Source organism: Pyxidicoccus trucidator (assembly GCF_010894435.1).
GTDB lineage: Bacteria > Myxococcota > Myxococcia > Myxococcales > Myxococcaceae > Myxococcus > Myxococcus trucidator.
Window position 1 is genome coordinate 62,868 of record NZ_JAAIXZ010000025.1, and the last position, 18,126, is coordinate 80,993.

The 18,126-nt window shown below is 69.8% G+C and carries 12 protein-coding genes; 6 read left to right on the plus strand and 6 right to left on the minus strand.

From position 1 onward, the window contains the following. Positions 1-48: 48 nt before the first annotated feature. Positions 49-1,578 (minus strand): acyl-CoA carboxylase subunit beta, encoded by a 1,530-nt coding sequence (locus G4D85_RS43125; protein ID WP_164020121.1) that lies wholly within the window; start codon positions 1,576-1,578, stop codon positions 49-51. A 203-nt stretch (positions 1,579-1,781) separates the two neighbouring features. Between G4D85_RS43125 and G4D85_RS43130 the strand changes: the two genes are divergently transcribed. After that, entirely contained in the window at positions 1,782-2,141 is a 360-nt protein-coding gene (locus G4D85_RS43130) for a YtxH domain-containing protein (RefSeq protein ID WP_164020122.1), read from the plus strand. Between the two features lie 122 nt (positions 2,142-2,263). Here the strand turns inward: G4D85_RS43130 and G4D85_RS43135 are convergent, their stop codons facing one another. Beyond that, on the minus strand, positions 2,264-3,040 hold the full coding sequence (locus G4D85_RS43135; RefSeq protein WP_164020123.1) for an enoyl-CoA hydratase-related protein: 777 nt from the start codon (positions 3,038-3,040) through the stop codon (positions 2,264-2,266). 102 nt (positions 3,041-3,142) lie between these two features. Here G4D85_RS43135 and G4D85_RS43140 point away from each other — a divergent pair, with 102 nt between their 5' ends. After that, complete coding sequence (locus tag G4D85_RS43140) at positions 3,143-5,089, plus strand: TIM44-like domain-containing protein (RefSeq protein ID WP_164020124.1); 1,947 nt, start codon at positions 3,143-3,145, stop codon at positions 5,087-5,089. A 141-nt stretch (positions 5,090-5,230) separates the two neighbouring features. On the opposite strand, the gene G4D85_RS43145 is transcribed toward G4D85_RS43140, so the two are convergent. From G4D85_RS43145 to G4D85_RS43155, 3 genes are all read right to left on the minus strand, one after another. Then, entirely contained in the window at positions 5,231-6,253 is a 1,023-nt protein-coding gene (locus G4D85_RS43145) for an Rpn family recombination-promoting nuclease/putative transposase (protein ID WP_164020125.1), read from the minus strand. 199 nt (positions 6,254-6,452) lie between these two features. Continuing rightward, entirely contained in the window at positions 6,453-7,412 is a 960-nt protein-coding gene (locus G4D85_RS43150; protein WP_164020126.1) for a hydroxymethylglutaryl-CoA lyase, read from the minus strand. A gap of 33 nt (positions 7,413-7,445) precedes the next feature. Then, positions 7,446-8,174, minus strand: coding sequence for a class I SAM-dependent methyltransferase (locus tag G4D85_RS43155; protein ID WP_164020127.1), 729 nt, complete (start codon positions 8,172-8,174; stop codon positions 7,446-7,448). 75 nt (positions 8,175-8,249) lie between these two features. Here G4D85_RS43155 and G4D85_RS43160 point away from each other — a divergent pair, with 75 nt between their 5' ends. The 4 genes from G4D85_RS43160 (at position 8,250) to G4D85_RS43175 (ending at position 16,842) form a co-directional block, all read left to right on the plus strand. After that, positions 8,250-10,133: a methylmalonyl-CoA mutase family protein gene (locus G4D85_RS43160; protein WP_164020128.1), complete on the plus strand. Its 1,884-nt coding sequence runs from the start codon at positions 8,250-8,252 to the stop codon at positions 10,131-10,133. Next, complete coding sequence (gene scpA / locus G4D85_RS43165; protein ID WP_164020129.1) at positions 10,133-12,319, plus strand: methylmalonyl-CoA mutase; 2,187 nt, start codon at positions 10,133-10,135, stop codon at positions 12,317-12,319. Before G4D85_RS43160 ends, scpA begins: the two co-directional genes overlap by 1 nt. After that, complete coding sequence (gene meaB, locus G4D85_RS43170; protein WP_164020130.1) at positions 12,316-13,299, plus strand: methylmalonyl Co-A mutase-associated GTPase MeaB; 984 nt, start codon at positions 12,316-12,318, stop codon at positions 13,297-13,299. The genes scpA and meaB overlap by 4 nt, the downstream gene beginning before the upstream one ends. Positions 13,300-13,374: 75 nt before the next feature. After that, entirely contained in the window at positions 13,375-16,842 is a 3,468-nt protein-coding gene (locus G4D85_RS43175; RefSeq protein WP_164020131.1) for a methylmalonyl-CoA mutase family protein, read from the plus strand. A 65-nt stretch (positions 16,843-16,907) separates the two neighbouring features. On the opposite strand, the gene G4D85_RS43180 is transcribed toward G4D85_RS43175, so the two are convergent. Then, entirely contained in the window at positions 16,908-18,101 is a 1,194-nt protein-coding gene (locus G4D85_RS43180) for an aminotransferase class I/II-fold pyridoxal phosphate-dependent enzyme (RefSeq protein ID WP_164020132.1), read from the minus strand. Between the last annotated feature and the right edge of the window lie 25 nt (positions 18,102-18,126).

An 18,126-nucleotide genomic window follows, 5' to 3' on the forward strand; every position in this document is an offset into this window, starting at 1 on the left:
AGCGGCCCGGTGCAGGCCGGGCCTCGCGGAGGGAGGAAGTTTTCCTACTCAGACGGGATAGACACCGTGCTTCTTCTCGGCACGGGGCGCATGGCGCTGGGAGTACAGCCGGTAACGCTGGGTCAGCTCCTGACGCAGGCTGTCACCGGGGACGATCTCATCGATGATGAGCTCGCTGGCCAGCTTGTAGATGTCCACGTCGGCCCTGTACTCGTCGCGCAGCTTCTGGACGTAGGCGGGGCGGTCGGCCTCGGGCAGCTCCTGGATCTTGTTGTAGTAGACGGCGTTGACGGCCGCCTCCGGACCCATGACGGCGATCATCGCCCCGGGCAGCGCCAGGGTGGCGTCCGGCGCGAAGCCGGGGCCGCTCATGGCGTACAGGCCGGCGCCGTAGGCCTTGCGCACCACCACGCAGATCTTCGGGACGCTGGCCTCGGACACGGCGGAGATCATCTTCGCGCCAGCGCGGATGATGCCGGCGCGCTCCACCTTGGTGCCGATCATGAAGCCCGGCACGTCCGCCAGGTAGAGCAGCGGGATGTTGAATGCATCACACAGCCAGATGAAGCGCGCCGCCTTGTCCGCGCTGTCCACGAACAGCACGCCGCCCTTGTACTTGGGCTGGTTGGCGACGATGCCCACCGGCATGCCGTCGATGCGGGCCAGGCCGGTGATGAGCTCCTGGGCGAAGAGCTTCTTCACCTCGAACCAGCTGTCCTCGTCGATGAGCTCCTTGATGAGCGCATGCATGTCGAAGGGCTTGTTCTGGTCCACGGGGACGATCTCGTCCACGCGCTTGCCGCTGGCCTTGGGCGCGAGCTTGGGCGCCTCGGGCGGACGCTGGCTGAAGTTCTCCGGGAAGAAGCCGATGTACTTCTTCGCGGCGGCGATGGCCTCCTCCTCCGTCTTCACCAGCACGTCGCCGACACCGGAGATGGAGCAGTGCATCTTCGCGCCGCCCATCTCCTCCAGCGTCACCTTCTCGCCAATCACCATCTCCGCCATGCGGGGGCTGCCCAGGTACATGGAGGCGTTGCCGTCCACCATGATGACCAGGTCGCAGAAGGCGGGGATGTACGCGCCACCGGCGGCGGACGGCCCGAAGAGCAGGCACACCTGGGGCACGAAGCCGGACATATGCACTTCGTTGTAGAAGATGCGGCCCGCGCCCCGGCGGCCGGGGAACATCTCCACCTGGTCGGTGATGCGAGCGCCGGCGGAGTCCACCAGATAGAAGAGCGGGCAGCGCAGCGCGCGGGCCGTCTCCTGGATGCGGAGGATCTTCTCCACCGTGCGGGCGCCCCAGCTTCCCGCCTTCACCGTGGAGTCATTGGCCATGATGGCCACGGTGCGGCCGGCCACCTTGCCGAGGCCGATGATGACACCGTCCGAGGGCAGGTCCGCGTCCAGGTTGTTGGCGAGCTTGGCGTCCTCGACGAAGGAACCTTCATCCACCAGCAGGCGGATGCGGTCGCGAGCGAAGAGCTTGCCCGCCTCCTTGTTCTTCGCGTGGTACTTCTCCGCGCCACCCTTCTCTACCTGGGCGATCTTCTCCAGCAGCTTCGAGTCTTGGGACATGGCCCGGGCCACATAGCAGAAAGGTCCCCGCCTGGCTGCCTTCTCTCCAGGGGAGCAGCGCGGCATGACGTCCAGCTTACGACGCAGTGTGTGAACGGGGGTCTCGGGGGGTGCCACGGAAGGCTCCCCTGCCTACCTTGGAGCCTCACGGGGGCGTCACGCGAGCAAAACCGCCTCCTGCAAATCTGGCCCTGGAGGGACGCATGTTCGCAGCGAAGAAGACCAAATGGATGGCGAAGGGGTTGGCCAAGAGCGACCTGATCCGCAAGGTCGTGGCGCACAAGCTCATCAACGACCTGCCCCGCGCGGCGCGGGACACCTGGGATGACTTTGACCCGGATGACGTGCTGCGTGTGGTGGGGCTGACCACCCGCAAGCCCGCGACCCTGGGCCTGGGGGGCCTGGGCGTCTTCATCCTCGGCGTGGCTGCCGGTGGCGTGGCGGCGCTGCTCCTCGCCCCGAAGACGGGCACCGAGCTGCGCACCACCGTCAAGGACAAGGCGATGGGCTACATGAACAAGCAGAACGTCAACATCGGCCCCGAGAAGACCGCGAGCGCCTGAAGCACCGGGGCCTTCCGGCCCCCAGCCTGAAACCCTCCGGGGGCGCGAGGCCTGGTCCATCCAGGTCCGTGCCCCCGGTGTCTTTCACGGGGCCCGGGACGACGGGCCCTCCGGCGCGCTGACTACCGGCCCTTGTAGACGGGCGGACGCTTCTCGGCGAAGGCGCGCAGGCCCTCCAGCCGGTCCTCCGTCTTGAGGATCTCCTCGTAGCGGCGCAGCTCCAGCGCCAGCGCGTCGTCCAGCTCCAGACCGGTGCCCTCGTCGATGGCGTGCTTGGCCGTGGACACGGCGATGGGCGCGTTCTTCACCACCGCTTCCGCCAGTCCGAAGGCCACCTCCAGCAGGTGCCCCTCCGGAGCGAGCCGGTTCACCAGCCCCACACTGAAGGCCTCCGCCGCGTTGACGCTGCGCGCGGTGAGGATGAGGTCCTTCGCGCGGCCCACGCCAATCAGCCGCGCCAGCCGCTGCGTGCCGCCGCCGCCGGGGATGATGCCCAGCCGCGTCTCCGTCAGCCCCAGCTCCGCCGCGGGCGCGGCGACGCGCAGGTCGCACGCCAGCGCCAGCTCGGTGCCGCCGCCAAAGGCCGCGCCGTTGATGGCGGCGATGAAGACGCAGTCGCTCTGCTCGATGGCGCGGAAGGTGCGTCGCAGCCCGTCGAGGAAGGCGCGGACGTCGTCCTCGACCATGGTGGCGCGCTCCTTCAGGTCCGCGCCCGCGCAGAAGGCCTTGTCGCCCGCGCCTGTGAGGATGACGGCGCGGACGTCGCGACCGGTGGACACGCGCGCAACCATCGCCCCCAGCTCCGTCAGCATCGCCCGGCTGATGGCGTTGCGGCGGCCCTCGCCGTCGATGGTCCAGATCTCGATGGCACCCCGTGCGTCGACCTTGAATTCCGGCATGTGGACTCCCTCTCCGGGCCCGTCCGGCGGGCCGCCCTCGGACGCGGCAGAGTGCGGCGGGAAGGCGGGTCTGGCAAGGCGGAAACGGTTAGCATTGGACGCATGTCCTCGCGCTTCACGCCGTATCGACTCTCCCGGTGGGCCCCCTGGCTGCCCTCCACGCTTGCCCTGGTGGCCCTGGTTGCTCCCCTGGTGGCCCTGGCCCGGGGCGGCGGCGGCGAGCACTACACCCGCCCCTCCTCGGACAGCGGAGACGACGGTGGCGGCATCCCCTTCTGGATCATCTACGAGGTGATAGGGCTCGTCTTCCGCTACCCGAAGGTGATGCTCCCGCTGCTCGCCATCGGCGGCGTGGGGTACTGGTTCTACAAGCGCAACCTTCACCCGGACGCCACCACCCGGCGCGCCCTGGACCAGCGCGAGGCGGAGCAGCGCACCCAGGTGTCCCACCGTGACGTGCCGGGCTGGGTGAACGCCCTCAAGCTGAAGGACCCCGCCTTCGAGCTCCAGCCGGTGCTGGACAAGTCTCGGTGGCTCTTCCTGGAGCTGCAGAAGGCGTGGTTCCAGCGCGACATGACGCCGGTGCGGCCCTTCCTGTCGGACGCCACCTGGCAGCGCTTCAACGTGCAGCTGAAGCTCCTGGAGGCCCAGGGCGTGCGCGATGCCATCACCGACATCGAGGTGCTCGACATCCAGCTCATCGGCCTGGCGCAGACGGCGTGGTTCGACAGCATCCAGCTTCGCGTCCAGGCACGCATGCGCGACACGGACGTGCCCGCCTCCTTCACGGACGCGCAGGCCACGGACATGGCGCGCAAGGCGCTGCCGGAGTCCTTCACCGAGGTGTGGACCTTCGTGCGCAAGCCCGGTGCGCAGACTCGCGCGGGCGCGGACCTGTTCCAGGGCAAATGCCCCAACTGCGGCGCCCCGTTCGCCGGCGGCGCGGCCAACACGTGCGAGTACTGCAATGCGGTGGTGAACTCCGGTAACTACGACTGGACGCTGTCGGAGATCACCCAGGGCGTGGAGCACGTGCGCCACCACAAGACGGTGGACGGACTGCTCCCGGCGCGCGAGGTGGACCCCGCGCTCAACCTGGAGATTCTCGAGGACCGCGCGTCGCTGCTGTTCTGGAAGTGGGTGGACGCGCAGAGCCGCGGCGACGCGAAGACGCTGTCCAAGGTGGCCAACACGGAGGCCGTGCAGCGGCTGGGCTCGGAGCTGGAGGACCTGCACCGCAAGGGCCGGCGTCGCGTGTTCCTGGAGTGCGCCGTGGGCGCGGTGGACGTGCGCGCGCTGCAGGTGGCCCCTCAGGGGTATGACGTGGCGCACGTGGAGATCCGCTGGAGCGCGCGCATGGGCGTGGGCCCGCTGAACGAGCGCCCGCCGACGCTTCCCACGGTGCCTCAGCGCTTCGTCTTCTCCCTGGTGCGTAGGCACGGGGCGCGGACGAACGCCGCCAACGGCATGTCCACGGACCGCTGCCCGCAGTGCAACGCGACGCTCACCGACAGCGCCGCGACGACGTGCGACTTCTGCGGCACGCAGCTGGGCAGCGGCGAGCGGGACTGGGTGCTGGCGTCCGCCCTCCCCTACGAGGCGTGGAACGTGGAACAGGACCAGCGGTACCAGGCCAACGTGCTCCGCAAGGCCGTGGCCACCGAGCAGTCCCGGAACAAGGGCCCCGTACCGGGCGCGGATATGGCGATGGACGTGCAGGAGCGGCAGCGGCTGCTCTACATGATGGCGGCCATCGCCGCGGCCGACGGCGAGGTCAGCTCCAGCGAGCGGAAGATGCTCAAGCTCTGCTCGGAGCGCTGGGGCGTGGAGTGGGCCAACGTGGAGATGGCCCTGGGCGCGGGCTCGCAGCTCTTCGAGCGACTGGTCCCACGCGGCACGCCCGAGGCCGAGCTCTTCCTCCGCAACATCGTGGAGATCGCCATGGCGGACGGCCGAATCGATCGCAAGGAGCGGCGCATGCTGGAGACCGCCGCCGCCCACCTGGGCATGCAGGAGCGGCTCACGGCCATGCTTGGCGAACGTGGCTGACGACAAGGGCGGCCCGGAGTCTCCTCCGGTGCCGCCTTCCTTGGCTTACGAGCGCCTGGAGCGGCTCACGGCCATGCACGGCGAGCGCTGACGGCCCGCTCCATGCTTGACCACGAGACCTCTCGGTTTCCGGCTCACGAGCTACTGGGCCAGGTCGTCGAGCACCGCGGAGAGGGTGGTAGCGTTCAGGGACTTGTCGAACCAGCGGTCAAGCGTGGCCATGTCCGTGCAGTTGAGGATTCGCTGCCGGGCCTCTTCGTCAACGTGCACGCACCGTACGGTGAGGATCCGCAGGATGTCCTCGGCACGCGCGCGTCTCCTCCCCTGCTCCAGGCCCTCCTCCCGGCCCCTCGCCAAGCCTTGCTGGAGTCCCCGCTCGACAAGTTCCTCGCCATAGCTCCGCATCAGCTCCTCCTTGCGCTGCTGCCCCAGCACCGAATGTAACACCTGCCCGGCCGCTTCATGCGCAGCCTCGTCACCCACCCACAGGAGGTAGCGGATGAGCACGACCAGATGCTCGGCGCCTTCGGGGCCTGCCTGCACCTGAGCGAAGAGCGCCGCCCACTCCGGCAGCTTCTGGGCCAGCTCTCCGCTCCGACCGTATCGCAGCGTCAGCCATGCCAGCCGGGCCAGCGGAGGACCGGGGCGCGCCTGCAGCGCCTCCTCACGTTCGGCAGTCAAATCATCGAGCAGGAACTCGAAGCACGGCACCAGCGCCCGCCACCGCTCCCGGCCCTTCTCGGGTAGCCCGAAGAGATCCTCCACCCGGCGTGGCGCCGTCCAGACTGTCTCGGGCCCGTGGTACATGACGAGCGGGATGATGAGCGGAAGCACTGTGCTGTCCGGATGCTCTTGGCGCGAGCGCTCCAGCTGGCGCACCACGTAGCGCAGCATGCGCAGCGCCATCCACCGATCCACCGTGGACTGGTGCTCCAGCAGTACGTACAGCAGCAGCGGGTGGCCCGTGCGCAGGCGCGCCGTGAAGAGCAAGTCGCTCTCCGTCTCCCGCAGCTCCGGGTCCACGACGCTACCGGGCTCTCTGCGCAGAGACGTCCAGTCCACTTCTGAGACGACCTGTGCGGGCAGCACAGCGCGAAGCTCGGCCGCAGCTCGCTCGGGGTGGCCGAAGGTGTAGCGGACGAAGAGGTCGTGGGGGCCAGACATGGTGAGCCGGGCCATAAGCACGCGGTGGGCCAGACGGCGCTATCGAGGCCCTCAACGCGGTGGCGAACTCCGGCAACTCCGATTGGATGCTATCGGAGGATCGGCTCACGGCCCTCCTCGGTGACCGGTGACGACAAGGGCGGCCCGGAAGGCTCTCCGGTGCCGCCCCTCGCCACTCACGCGCACACCGGATCGCGCTTCAGCTCTGCGCGCTCTGCGCCCGCCGCGACGCCTTCTTCTCCCGCTCGCCCAGCGCGGCTTGCAGGTACTTGCCAGCCAGCTTCCGGCCGATGAGTTCCTGCGCAATCTCCCCGGCCTCCACCAGTCGGTCCAGGTTGATGCCCGTCTCCACGCCCATGCCGTGCAGCATGAACACCGCGTCCTCGGTGGCCAGGTTGCCCGCCGCGCCCGGAGCGTAGGGACAGCCGCCCAGCCCGCCGATGCTCGCGTCGAACGTCGTCACGCCTGCGGACAGGCCCACCAGCGCGTTGGCCAGCGCGGTGCCTCGCGTGTCGTGCATGTGCAGCGCCAGCTTCTCCACGGGGATGTGCTTGAGCAGCGCCTCGAGGATTCCCTCCGTCTGCCGGGGCGTGCCCACGCCAATCGTGTCGCCCAGGCTGAGCTGGTACAGGCCCGCGTCCACGAGCTGGCGGCAGATGTCCACCACCCGCTCCACGGGGACGTGGCCCTCGTACGGGCAACCCCACACGGTGGACAGGTAGCCGCGCACGCGCATGCCCGCCTTCAAGGCGGACACCGTCACCTCGCGCGCCCCCGCGAGCGCCTCGGCGATGCTCTTGTTGATGTTCTTCTTCGAGTGGGCCTCGGACGCGGAGATGAAGACCGCCGCCTCCTCCAGGCCCGCCTCCTTGGCGCGCTCCAGCCCCTTGAGGTTGGGCACGAGCGCGGAGAACACCACGCCCTCGCGCCGCCCGACGAGCCGCAGCAGCTCCTCCGCGTCCGCGAGCTGGGGAATCCACTTCGGGGAGACGAAGGACGTCACCTCGATGCGCTTCTCGCCCGCGGCGACCAGCGCGTCGATGAGTCGTGCCTTGTCCCGGGTAGGCAGCGTGCGCAGCTCGTTCTGCAAGCCGTCCCGGGGGCCGACCTCGTAGACGTCGACCCGCTTCGGGAGCTGGCCCAGCCAGCCTGGACGCATTCGGGGTTGTTCTTTCGGATCCACTGGACGCTCTCAGCCTTGTCGGCGCTCTGCTGCCACAATCAGATCGGCCGCCCGCGGTGACGGCGGCTCACCGTCGAGCCCACCATGCACCCAGGCCGTTGAGAAGCCCGTGCTTTCCAACAGCCGTGTCAGTTCCGCAAGCGGATAGTAGCGAATGGAATACGACGCGGTGAGACGCCGACCGGTCGGTAGGGAAAGCGTTCGCTGGCCCATGTCCCTTCCTGTAACGGCGTCGAAGCGGCTCTGCTCTTCCAGCACGCTTCCGTCCGGCAAGGTCTGCCGGAATGCAGCACCCGGAGACTCCGCCAACCGCTCGTATGGCACCGACTGGAACACCAACCGCCCTCCCGGCCGCAGCACCCGCGCCACCTCGCGGAGGATGTGCACGTGCTCCTCATCCGTGAAGGCGAAGAGTGTCGAGTACCAGGCGTAGGCCCCGGCCAGTGACTCCGGGCGGAATGGCAGGGCGCGCAGGTCGCCCTGCACCGCGGGGAAGCCGGGCCGCCGCATCGACAGCGACAGCGCATCCAGCTCGAGGCCGATGATGCGCCCGGCCAACGGGCCTGACGCATTGAGTCGTGAGGCGTGACGTCCGTGCCCGCAGCCCAGGTCGACCACCGCGCCCGGTCCGGGAATGTCGGCGAAGGCCCGTGCGAGGTACTCCGCCTCACTCGCCGTGACGCTCTCGGAGAGGAAGGGCAGCGTGCTGCGCAGGTAGAGCTCACCGAAGAAGGACACGCGCAGAGGGTACGTGCGCGCCCACGCCGTCACCAGCCCATTGCCCCGGGCAGCCATTGCGCCTATGGGAAGGGCATGTCGCAAGGACCCCTGCCCACCGATACCGAGTTCCCGCCTCCGTCGCTCGACGCGTGGCGCCGGCTCGTGGAGAAGGACCTGAAGGGCAAGCCCTTCACCTCGCTCCAGTCCCCCCTGGAAGGCGGCCTGTCCCTCAAGCCCCTCTACACCTCCCAGGACGTCGCCTCCCCCGTCGAGCCCCCGGGTGTCTCCCCCTTCGTGCGTGGCACCGGACCGCTGGGCCACACCGAGGGCGGCTGGACGCTGTGCCAGGAGTACGCCGGCTCCGACGTGGCCTCCACCGCCGAGGCCCTCCGCACCGACCTGGAGCGTGGCGCCCAGGGGGTCTGGCTGCTGCTGGACGCACCGCACGGCGTCGACGTGAAGGACGAGGCCTCGCTGACGCAGCTCCTCGCGCACGTCCCGCTGGAGCGCACGCCCGTGCACCTCGAGCCGGCGCGCGACGTGCTCGCCCCCGCTGCCCTCCTGCTCCAGGTCGCGGACGCGCGGCGCGTGCCGCGCAAGGCGCTGAGTGGAAGCCTGGGCATCGACCCGATTGGCGCCATTGCGCGCGCGGGCGCGGAGAAGGTGGACGTGGCAGGGACGCTCGCCAGGGCCGCGCCGCTCGTGACGTCGCTGCTGAAGGAGGCACCGGGCCTGCGCGCGCTGCTGGTGTCCTCGCGTGCCTGGGCGGATGCGGGCGCCACGCCCGTGCAGGAGCTGGCGTGGGCCATCGCCACCGGCGTGGAATACCTGCGCGAGCTGGAGCGCGCGGGCGTGTCTCCCGGGGACTCGGCGCGCTCGGTGCAGTTCGCGCTGTCCGTGGGCGCGCAGTTCTTCCCGGAGCTGGCCCGGCTGCGCGCGGCGCGGCTGCTCTGGTCCAAGGTCGTCGCCGCTTCAGGAGGTCAGCCCGAGGCCCAGGCCATGGTGCTGCACGCTCGCACCGCCAGCGCCACCAAGTCGAAGAGAGACCCGTGGGTGAACATCCTGCGCGCCACATCGGAGTCCTTCGCCGCCGTCGTCGCGGGCGCGGACAGCGTGAGCACCGCCCCCTTCGACGAGCCCCTGGGCGCGCCGGACGAGCAGGGCCGGCGGCTCGCGCGCAACACGCAGCTCATCCTGCGTGACGAGGCCAGCCTCAACCGCGTCGCGGACCCCGCCGGTGGCAGCTACTACCTGGAGCAGCTCACGGGCGAAATCGCCCGCGCCGCGTGGACCGAGCTACAGCGAATCGAATCGCTGGGCGGTATGACGCGCGCGCTCGTCCAGGGTGACGTGGCCCGCGCGCTGGCCGAGGCAGTCTCCGCGCGCGACAAGGCCGTGCGCACCCGGCGCCTGCCCATGGTGGGTGTCAGCGAGTTTCCCCACCTGAGCGAGACCCCCGTCCAGCGCGAGCCTCACCCCACTCCCGCTCCCGTGGCCGAGGGGGGCTTCGCGCCGCTGCGGCCCGTCCGCCTCGCTGAGGCCTTCGAGTCCCTGCGCGACGCCAGCGACCGCCACCTCGCCCTGTACGGTGCCCGTCCTCGCGCCTTCATGTTGAGCCTGGGCACGGTGGCGGAGCACACCGTCCGCTCGATGTGGGTCGCCAACGCGCTGGCCGTGGGCGGCATCGAGACCACCGAGCACCGCGACTCCCCGGACGCGGCCCACGCGGCGGAGGCCTTCGTGGCCGCGGGCACGCCGCTCGCCATCATCTCCGGGCCCGACACGCTCTATCCGGACCAGGTGCCCGCGCTCGTCCAGGCACTCAAGGCCCGGGGCGCGCGCGCCGTGGCCGTCGCGGGCCGACCTGGTGACCACGAGGCCGCCTTCCGCGCGGCCGGCGTGGACCTCTTCCTCTATGCGGGAGCGGACCTGTTCCAGCTCCTGAAGACGCTGCACACCCATCTGGGGGTGGCCTGATGCGCTCCAACGTCCCCGACTTCTCCCACGTCGCCTTCGACGCTCCCGAGACGCAGCCCACCCCCGACGCGCGTGACGCCCAGCGCCGCCGCGCGAGCGAGGCCACCCGCACCGCCGAGCGGTGGGACACGCCCGAGGGCATTCCCGTCAAGCCCGTCTACGGCCCCGAGGACCTGGAGGGCGTGGCGCACCTGGGCTCGCTGCCGGGCCTGCCGCCCTTCGTGCGCGGCCCCTACTCCACCATGTACGTGCAGCAGCCGTGGACGGTGCGCCAGTATGCGGGCTTCTCCACGGCCGAGGCCTCCAACGCCTTCTACCGCCGCAACCTCGCGGCCGGACAGAAGGGCCTGTCCATCGCCTTCGACCTCGCCACACACCGGGGCTACGACAGCGACCACCCGCGCGTCTCCGGCGACGTGGGCATGGCGGGTGTGGCCATCGACTCCATCAAGGACATGCGCATCCTGTTCGACCGGATTCCGCTCGACCAGATGAGCGTGTCCATGACGATGAACGGCGCGGTGCTCCCCGTGCTCGCGCTCTACGTCGTCGCGGCCGAGGAACAGGGCGTGCGCCCCGAGCAGCTCAGCGGGACCATCCAGAACGACATCCTCAAGGAGTTCATGGTCCGCAACACGTACATCTATCCGCCCGCTCCCTCGATGCGCATCATCGGGGACATCTTCCGCTTCACCGCGGAGCGGATGCCGCGCTTCAACAGCATCAGCATCAGCGGCTACCACATGCAGGAGGCCGGCGCGTCGCAGGACCTGGAGCTGGGCTACACGCTCGCGGACGGTGTCGAGTACATCCGCGCAGGGCTCGCCGCCGGCCTGGACGTGGACGCCTTCGCTCCCCGCCTGTCGTTCTTCTGGGCCATCGGGATGAACTTCTTCATGGAGGTGGCCAAGCTGCGCGCGGCCCGCCTCCTGTGGGCCCACCTCATCAAGGGCTTCAAGCCCAAGAGCGACAAGAGCCTGGCGCTGCGCACCCACTGCCAGACGTCCGGCTGGAGCCTCACCGCGCAGGACGTCTTCAACAACGTCGTGCGCACCTGCGTGGAGGCCATGGCCGCCACCCAGGGCCACACCCAGAGCCTGCACACCAACTCGCTGGACGAGGCGATTGCGCTGCCCACCGACTTCAGCGCGCGCATCGCCCGCAACACCCAGCTGTACCTCCAGATGGAGAGCGGCACCACGCGCGTCATCGACCCGTGGGGCGGCAGCTATTACGTGGAGCGCCTCACCCACGAGCTGGCGCACCGGGCCTGGACACACATCCAGGAGGTGGAGGCGCTGGGTGGCATGACGAAGGCGATTGAAGCCGGGCTGCCCAAGCTGCGAATCGAAGAGGCCGCCGCGCGCACCCAGGCGCGCATCGACTCCGGGCGTCAGGCCATCATCGGCGTGAACAAGTACCCGCCCGAGCGCGAGGACCGCATCGACATCCTCAAGGTGGACAACTCCGCGGTGCGCGAGGCCCAGGTGGCCCGCCTGCGCGAGCTGCGCGCCGAGCGCAACGCGGACGAGGTCAGCAGCCGCCTGCATGCGCTCACCGAGGCGGGCCGGCGCAACGAGGGGAATCTCCTGGCGCTCGCCATCGACGCGGCTCGGGCCCGGGCCACCGTGGGAGAAATCAGCGACGCGCTCGAGAAGGTGTACGGGCGCTACGAGGCCACCGTGCGGAGCATCTCCGGAATCTATTCGGCCGAGGCCGGCTCGGCGGGTGGCATCGCCGAGGCCCGGGCGAAGGCGGACTCCTTCCTGGCGCGCTTCGGCCGCCGGCCGCGCATCCTCATCGCGAAGATGGGGCAGGACGGCCATGACCGTGGCCAGAAGGTCATCGCCACCGCCTTCGCCGACCTGGGCTTCGACGTGGACATCGGGCCCCTGTTCCAGACGCCCGAGGAGTCCGCACGCCAGGCGGTGGAGAACGACGTGCACGTCGTGGGGGCCAGCTCGCTCGCCGCGGGTCACCTCACGCTGGTGCCGGAGCTGAAGCAGGCGCTGAAGAAGCTGGGCCGCGAGGACATCATGGTCGTGGTGGGCGGCGTGATTCCGCCCCAGGACTACGACGCGCTGCGGGCCGCGGGCGCCGCCGCCATCTTCGGCCCCGGCACCGTCATCGCGAAGGCGGCCCTGGAGCTGCTCGACAAGCTCGCCGCCGAGCTGGAGGCGGCGTGAAGCTGCTGCCCGCGGACACGTACGTGGAGGGCGTCCGCGCCGGGGACAGGGCGGTGCTCGCGCGCGCCATCACCCTGGTGGAGAGCGAGCTCCCGCGCCACGCGGCGCTTGCCCAGGAGGTCCTCACGCGCCTGCTGCCCCACACGGGCAACAGCCAGCGCGTGGGCATCAGCGGCGTGCCGGGCGTGGGCAAGAGCACCTTCATCGACGCGCTCGGGATGCACCTGGTGGGCCGGGGCCAGAAGGTGGCGGTGCTCGCCATCGACCCGTCCAGCAGCATCTCCGGCGGCAGCATCCTGGGTGACAAGACGCGCATGGCCCGGCTGGCGCGCGAGTCCTCGGCGTACATCCGTCCCAGCCCCTCCAGCGGCACGCTGGGCGGCGTGGCGCGCAAGACGCGCGAGACGCTGCTGCTGTGCGAGGCCGCCGGCTTCGACGTGGTGCTGGTGGAGACGGTGGGCGTGGGCCAGTCAGAGACGGTCGTCGCGGACCTGGTGGACTTCTACCTGGTGCTGATGCTCGCGGGCGCGGGCGACGAATTGCAGGGCATCAAGCGCGGCATCCTCGAGGTGGCGGACATGGTCGCCATCAACAAGGCGGACGGCGACAACGCGCCCCGCGCCGAGCGAGCCCGCGCCGAGTACCGCGCCGCCCTGCACCTCATGCGGCCGGGCTCCGAGCCGGTGGTCACCACGTGCAGCGCGCTGGAGGGCACCGGCATCGAGAAGTTGTGGGACGCAGTCGTCACCCAGGTATCCCGCCGCGCCGCGTCGGGCGAGCTGTCACGCCGCCGCAAGGAGCAGCAGGTGGGCTGGATGTGGGCCATGGTGCAGGACGGTCTGCGGTCGGCCCTTCGGGCCCACCCCGAGGTGGCTGCCCTGGTGCCAACGCTGGAGGGAGACGTACGTGAAGGGCGCGCGACGCCCACCTCGGCCGCACTGCGTGTGCTAGGCGCCTTCCTACCTCGTTTGCCGGCCTGACAGCCCGCGTCGGGCGGCGGGCACACGCCGTCTCAATCGCTTGCCGGGCCCGCACCGCACTTCTAGTGTACGCGCGTGCGACACGCTCAGCCGACGACCCCTCCCCAGCCCTACAAGCCCCGCTTCCACGTCCGCATCGTCACCGCCGCCAGCCTCTTCGACGGCCATGACGCGGCCATCAACGTGATGCGCCGCCTGATGCAGGCGTCGGGCGCGGAGATCATCCACCTGGGCCACAACCGCTCCGTGTCGGAGATCGTCGACTGCGCCATCCAGGAGGACGCCCAGGGCATCGCCCTCACGTCCTACCAGGGCGGTCACGTCGAGTACTTCAAGTACATGATCGACCTGCTCCGCCAGCGCGGCGCGAACATCAAGGTCTTCGGCGGTGGCGGTGGCACCATCCTCCCCTCTGAAATCGAGGAGCTGCACAAGTACGGCGTCACGCGCATCTACTCGCCCGACGACGGCCGGGCCATGGGCCTGCAGGGGATGATCGACGACCTCATCTCCCAGTGCGACTTCGAGAAGCGCCCCGCGGACTTCCAGCCGCTGCTCGCCCGCCCCCTGCCCCGCCAGCCGGACCGCATCGCCTCGCTCATCACCATCGCGGAGAACTTCGCGGACGCGGGCGAGGAGCTGCGCAAGGCCATGGCGGAGGCCCATGTGGATGCGCCCCGCGTGCCCGTGCTCGGCATCACCGGCACCGGCGGCGCGGGCAAGTCCAGCCTTGTGGACGAGCTGGTGCGCCGCTTCCTGGCGGACTTCCCGGACAAGACGCTCGCCGTGCTCTCCGTGGACCCGTCCAAGCGCAAGTCCGGCGGCGCGCTCCTGGGTGACCGCATCCGGATGAACGCCATCGACAACCCGCGCGTCTACATGCGGTCCATGGCCACGCGGCAGAGCAACCTCGCGCTGTCCCGGCACGTGGCCCACTCCATCGAGGTCTGCAAGGCGGCGGGCTTCGACCTCATCGTGGTGGAGACGTCCGGCATCGGCCAGTCGGACACGGAGATCACCGAGCACTCGGACGTGTCGCTGTACGTCATGACAGCCGAGTACGGCGCGGCGACGCAGCTCGAGAAGATCGACATGCTCGACTTCGCGGACGTCATCGCCATCAACAAGTTCGACAAGCGCGGCTCGCTGGACGCGCTGCGCGACGTGCGCAAGCAGTGGAAGCGCAACCACAACGCCTTCACCGTCGCCGACGACGCGGTGCCCGTGCACGGCACCATCGCCTCGCAGTTCAACGACCCAGGCATGAACCAGCTCTACCGCGCCATCATGGACGCGGTGGTGAAGAAGACCGGCGCGCCGCTCCAGTCGAACTTCGCGCTCACCCCGGGCATGAGCGAGAAGAAGTGGATCATCCCGCCGGAGCGCACCCGCTACCTCGCGGAGATTGTGGAAGCGTGCGAGGCCTACGACGGCTCCGTGCGCGCCCAGGCCGCGATTGCGCGGCGCATGTACCAGCTGCACGGCACCATCCAGGCCCTGCGCGCCAACGTGGGCAAGAAGCGCCTGGAGATTGTCGAGCCGAAGGACTCCGCCGACGTGGTGCAGGTCACCGAGCGCGTGGAGGGCGAGCCCGCCTACCTGGGTGAGCTGGTGGCGCTGTACCAGGACCTGGAGAGCCGCCTGCACCCGGACTGCCGGCGCCTGCTGGCGGAGTGGCCCGCGACGAAGCGGCGCTATGCGGCGGCGAAGTACCAGTACCAGGTGCGCGACAAGGTCATCGAGCTGGACCTGTTCACCGAGTCCCTCTCGCACCTGCGCGTCCCGAAGATTGCCCTGCCCCGCTACGAGGACTGGGGCGACATCCTCACGTGGCTGCTGCGAGAGAATGCCCCGGGCGCCTTCCCGTTCACCTCGGGCGTCTTCCCGCTCAAGCGCGAGGGCGAGGACCCCGCGCGCATGTTCGCGGGTGAAGGCGGCCCGGAGCGCACCAACAAGCGCTTCCACTACGTGTCGCGCGGCCTGCCGGCGAAGCGCCTGTCCACCGCGTTCGACTCGGTGACGCTGTACGGCGAGGACCCGGACCACCGGCCGGACATCTACGGCAAGGTGGGCAACTCGGGCGTGTCCATCGCCAACGTGGACGACGCGAAGAAGCTCTACTCGGGCTTCGACCTGGCGGACCCGTCCACCTCGGTGTCGATGACCATCAACGGCCCGGCGCCCATGCTGCTGGGCTTCTTCCTCAACGCCGCCGTGGACCAGCAGTGCGAGAAGTGGATCCGCGAGCAGGGCCAGGTGGAGGCCGTCGACAAGAAGATCGACGCCATCTACCGCGAGCGCGGCCAGCCCCGCCCCCGCTACCAGGGTGACCTGCCCGCGGGCAACGACGGGCTCGGGCTGCTGCTGCTGGGCGTGTCCGGCGACGAGGTGCTGCCGCGCGAGGTGTACGAGAAGATCCGCGCGAAGACGCTCCAGTCGGTGCGCGGCACCGTGCAGGCGGACATCCTCAAGGAGGACCAGGCGCAGAACACCTGCATCTTCTCCACCGAGTTCGCCCTGCGCGTCATGGGCGACATCCAGCAGTACTTCATCGACCAGAAGGTGCGGAACTTCTACTCGGTGTCCATCTCCGGGTACCACATCGCGGAGGCCGGGGCGAACCCCATCTCCCAGCTGGCCTTCACGCTGGCCAACGGCTTCACCTTCGTCGAGTACTACCTGTCGCGGGGCATGGACATCGACGACTTCGCGCCCAACCTGTCGTTCTTCTTCTCGAACGGCATGGACCCCGAGTACGCGGTGCTGGGGCGCGTGGCCCGGCGCATCTGGGCCAAGGCCATCCGGGACAAGTACGGCGGCAATGACCGCTCGCAGAAGCTGAAGTACCACATCCAGACGTCCGGCCGTTCCCTGCACGCGCAGGAGATTGCCTTCAACGACATCCGCACCACGCTGCAGGCGCTGCTGGCGCTCAACGACAACTGCAACTCCCTGCACACCAACGCGTATGACGAGGCCATCACCACTCCCACCGAGGAGAGCGTGCGGCGGGCCCTCGCCATCCAGCTGGTCATCAACAAGGAGTTCGGCCTGTCGAAGAACGAGAACCCCAACCAGGGTGCGTTCATCATCGAGGAGCTGACCGACCTGGTGGAGGCGGCGGTGCTCACGGAGTTCCGCGCCATCTCCGAGCGCGGCGGCGTGCTGGGCGCCATGGAGCGCATGTACCAGCGCTCCAAGATCCAGGAAGAGTCCCTCTACTACGAGATGCAGAAGCACGACGGGACGCTGCCCATTGTCGGGGTGAATACCTTCCTGGACCCGAAGGGCTCGCCCACCGTGACGCCGCCGGAGGTGATTCGCGCGACGAAGGAGGAGAAGGACTACGCCATCACCGCCCGCGACGCCTTCCGCAAGCGCAACGAGGGCACGGCGCCCCAGGCCCTGGAGGCGGTGCGCCGCGCGGCGCTGGACAACGGCAACGTGTTCGCCGCGCTGATGGACGCGTGCAAGGTGTGCACGCTGGGCCAGCTCTCCCGCGCCCTGTACGAGGTGGGCGGCCAGTACCGGCGCAACATGTAGCGCGGTGACTCAGCGGTGCGGCGCACCGCTTCGTCCAGCGCTCCGCCCTCAGGCGCCGCAGTGGCTCAGCGCCGCGGCGCCAGCTTCGCTCGCAGGCGGCGTACCGCTTCGTCCAGCACCGCCTCCGTCTTGCAGAAGGCGAAGCGCGCCAGCCCCTGCCCCAGGTGGCGGTGCTCCGGGCCGTAGAAGACGCTTGGCGGAATGGCCGCCACGCCCACCTCGGACACCAGGTGCCGGCAGAAGGCCACGTCGTCCTGGAAGCCGTACCGGGCAATGTCCGCGAGGATGAAGTAGCTCCCCTGCGGCGCGAAGGCCGTCAGCCCCGCCTCGCGCAACCCACCCAATAGACGCTCGCGCTTCCCCGCGTACGTCGCCGCCAACTCCGCGTAGTACGCGTCCGGCAGCCGCAGCGCCGCCGCCATGGCCGCCTGCAGCGGCGACGCCGTGGCGAACGTCACGAACTGGTGGGCCCGCTGCACGGCGTCCCGGAGCGGCGGAGGCGCGATGACCCAGCCCACCTTCCACCCGGTGAGGCTGAACGTCTTCCCGCCGCTGCTCACCGTGACGGTGCGCTCGGACAGGCCGGGCAGCGTGGCCGGGCGCAGGTGCCGGGCGGGAGCGAAGACGATGTGCTCGTACACCTCGTCCGACAGCACCTTCACGTCGTGCTCGGCGCACAGCCCGCCCAGGAACTCGAGCTCCTCGCGGGTGAACACCTTGCCGGTGGGGTTGTGCGGCGAGTTGAGGATGAGCAGCCGCGTGCGCGGGCCGAAGGCGGCGCGCACCTCGTCCCGGTCGAACCACCACTCCGGGTGGCTCGCGTCCGGCGGACGCAGCGGCACGTAGCGCGGGGTGGCGCCCACGAAGGTGATGTTGGCGTCGTACGAGTCGTAGAAGGGCTCGAAGGCCACCACCTCGTCGCCCGGGTCCACCAGCCCCAGCAGCACGTCGAGGATGGCCTCGGTGGCGCCGCTGGTGACAACCACCATGGTGTCCGGATCCACCTGCTGGCCGTAGAAACGCGCGGCGTGCTCGGCGATGGCGAGGCGGAGGTCCTTCGCGCCCATGCTGATGGCGTACTGGTTCACCCCGTCGCGGATGGCGCGCTGCGCGGCCTCCTTGACGGCGTCCGGCCCGTCGAAATCCGGGAACCCCTGCCCCAGATTGACGGCGCCGTGCTTCGCGGCGAGCGCGCTGAACTCGGAAAAGACGGTGGTGCCGAAGCGGGTGACTCGCTGCGCGGACACGGGCCTGGACATGGAAGGAGGCTCCTCCTGGCCGGGC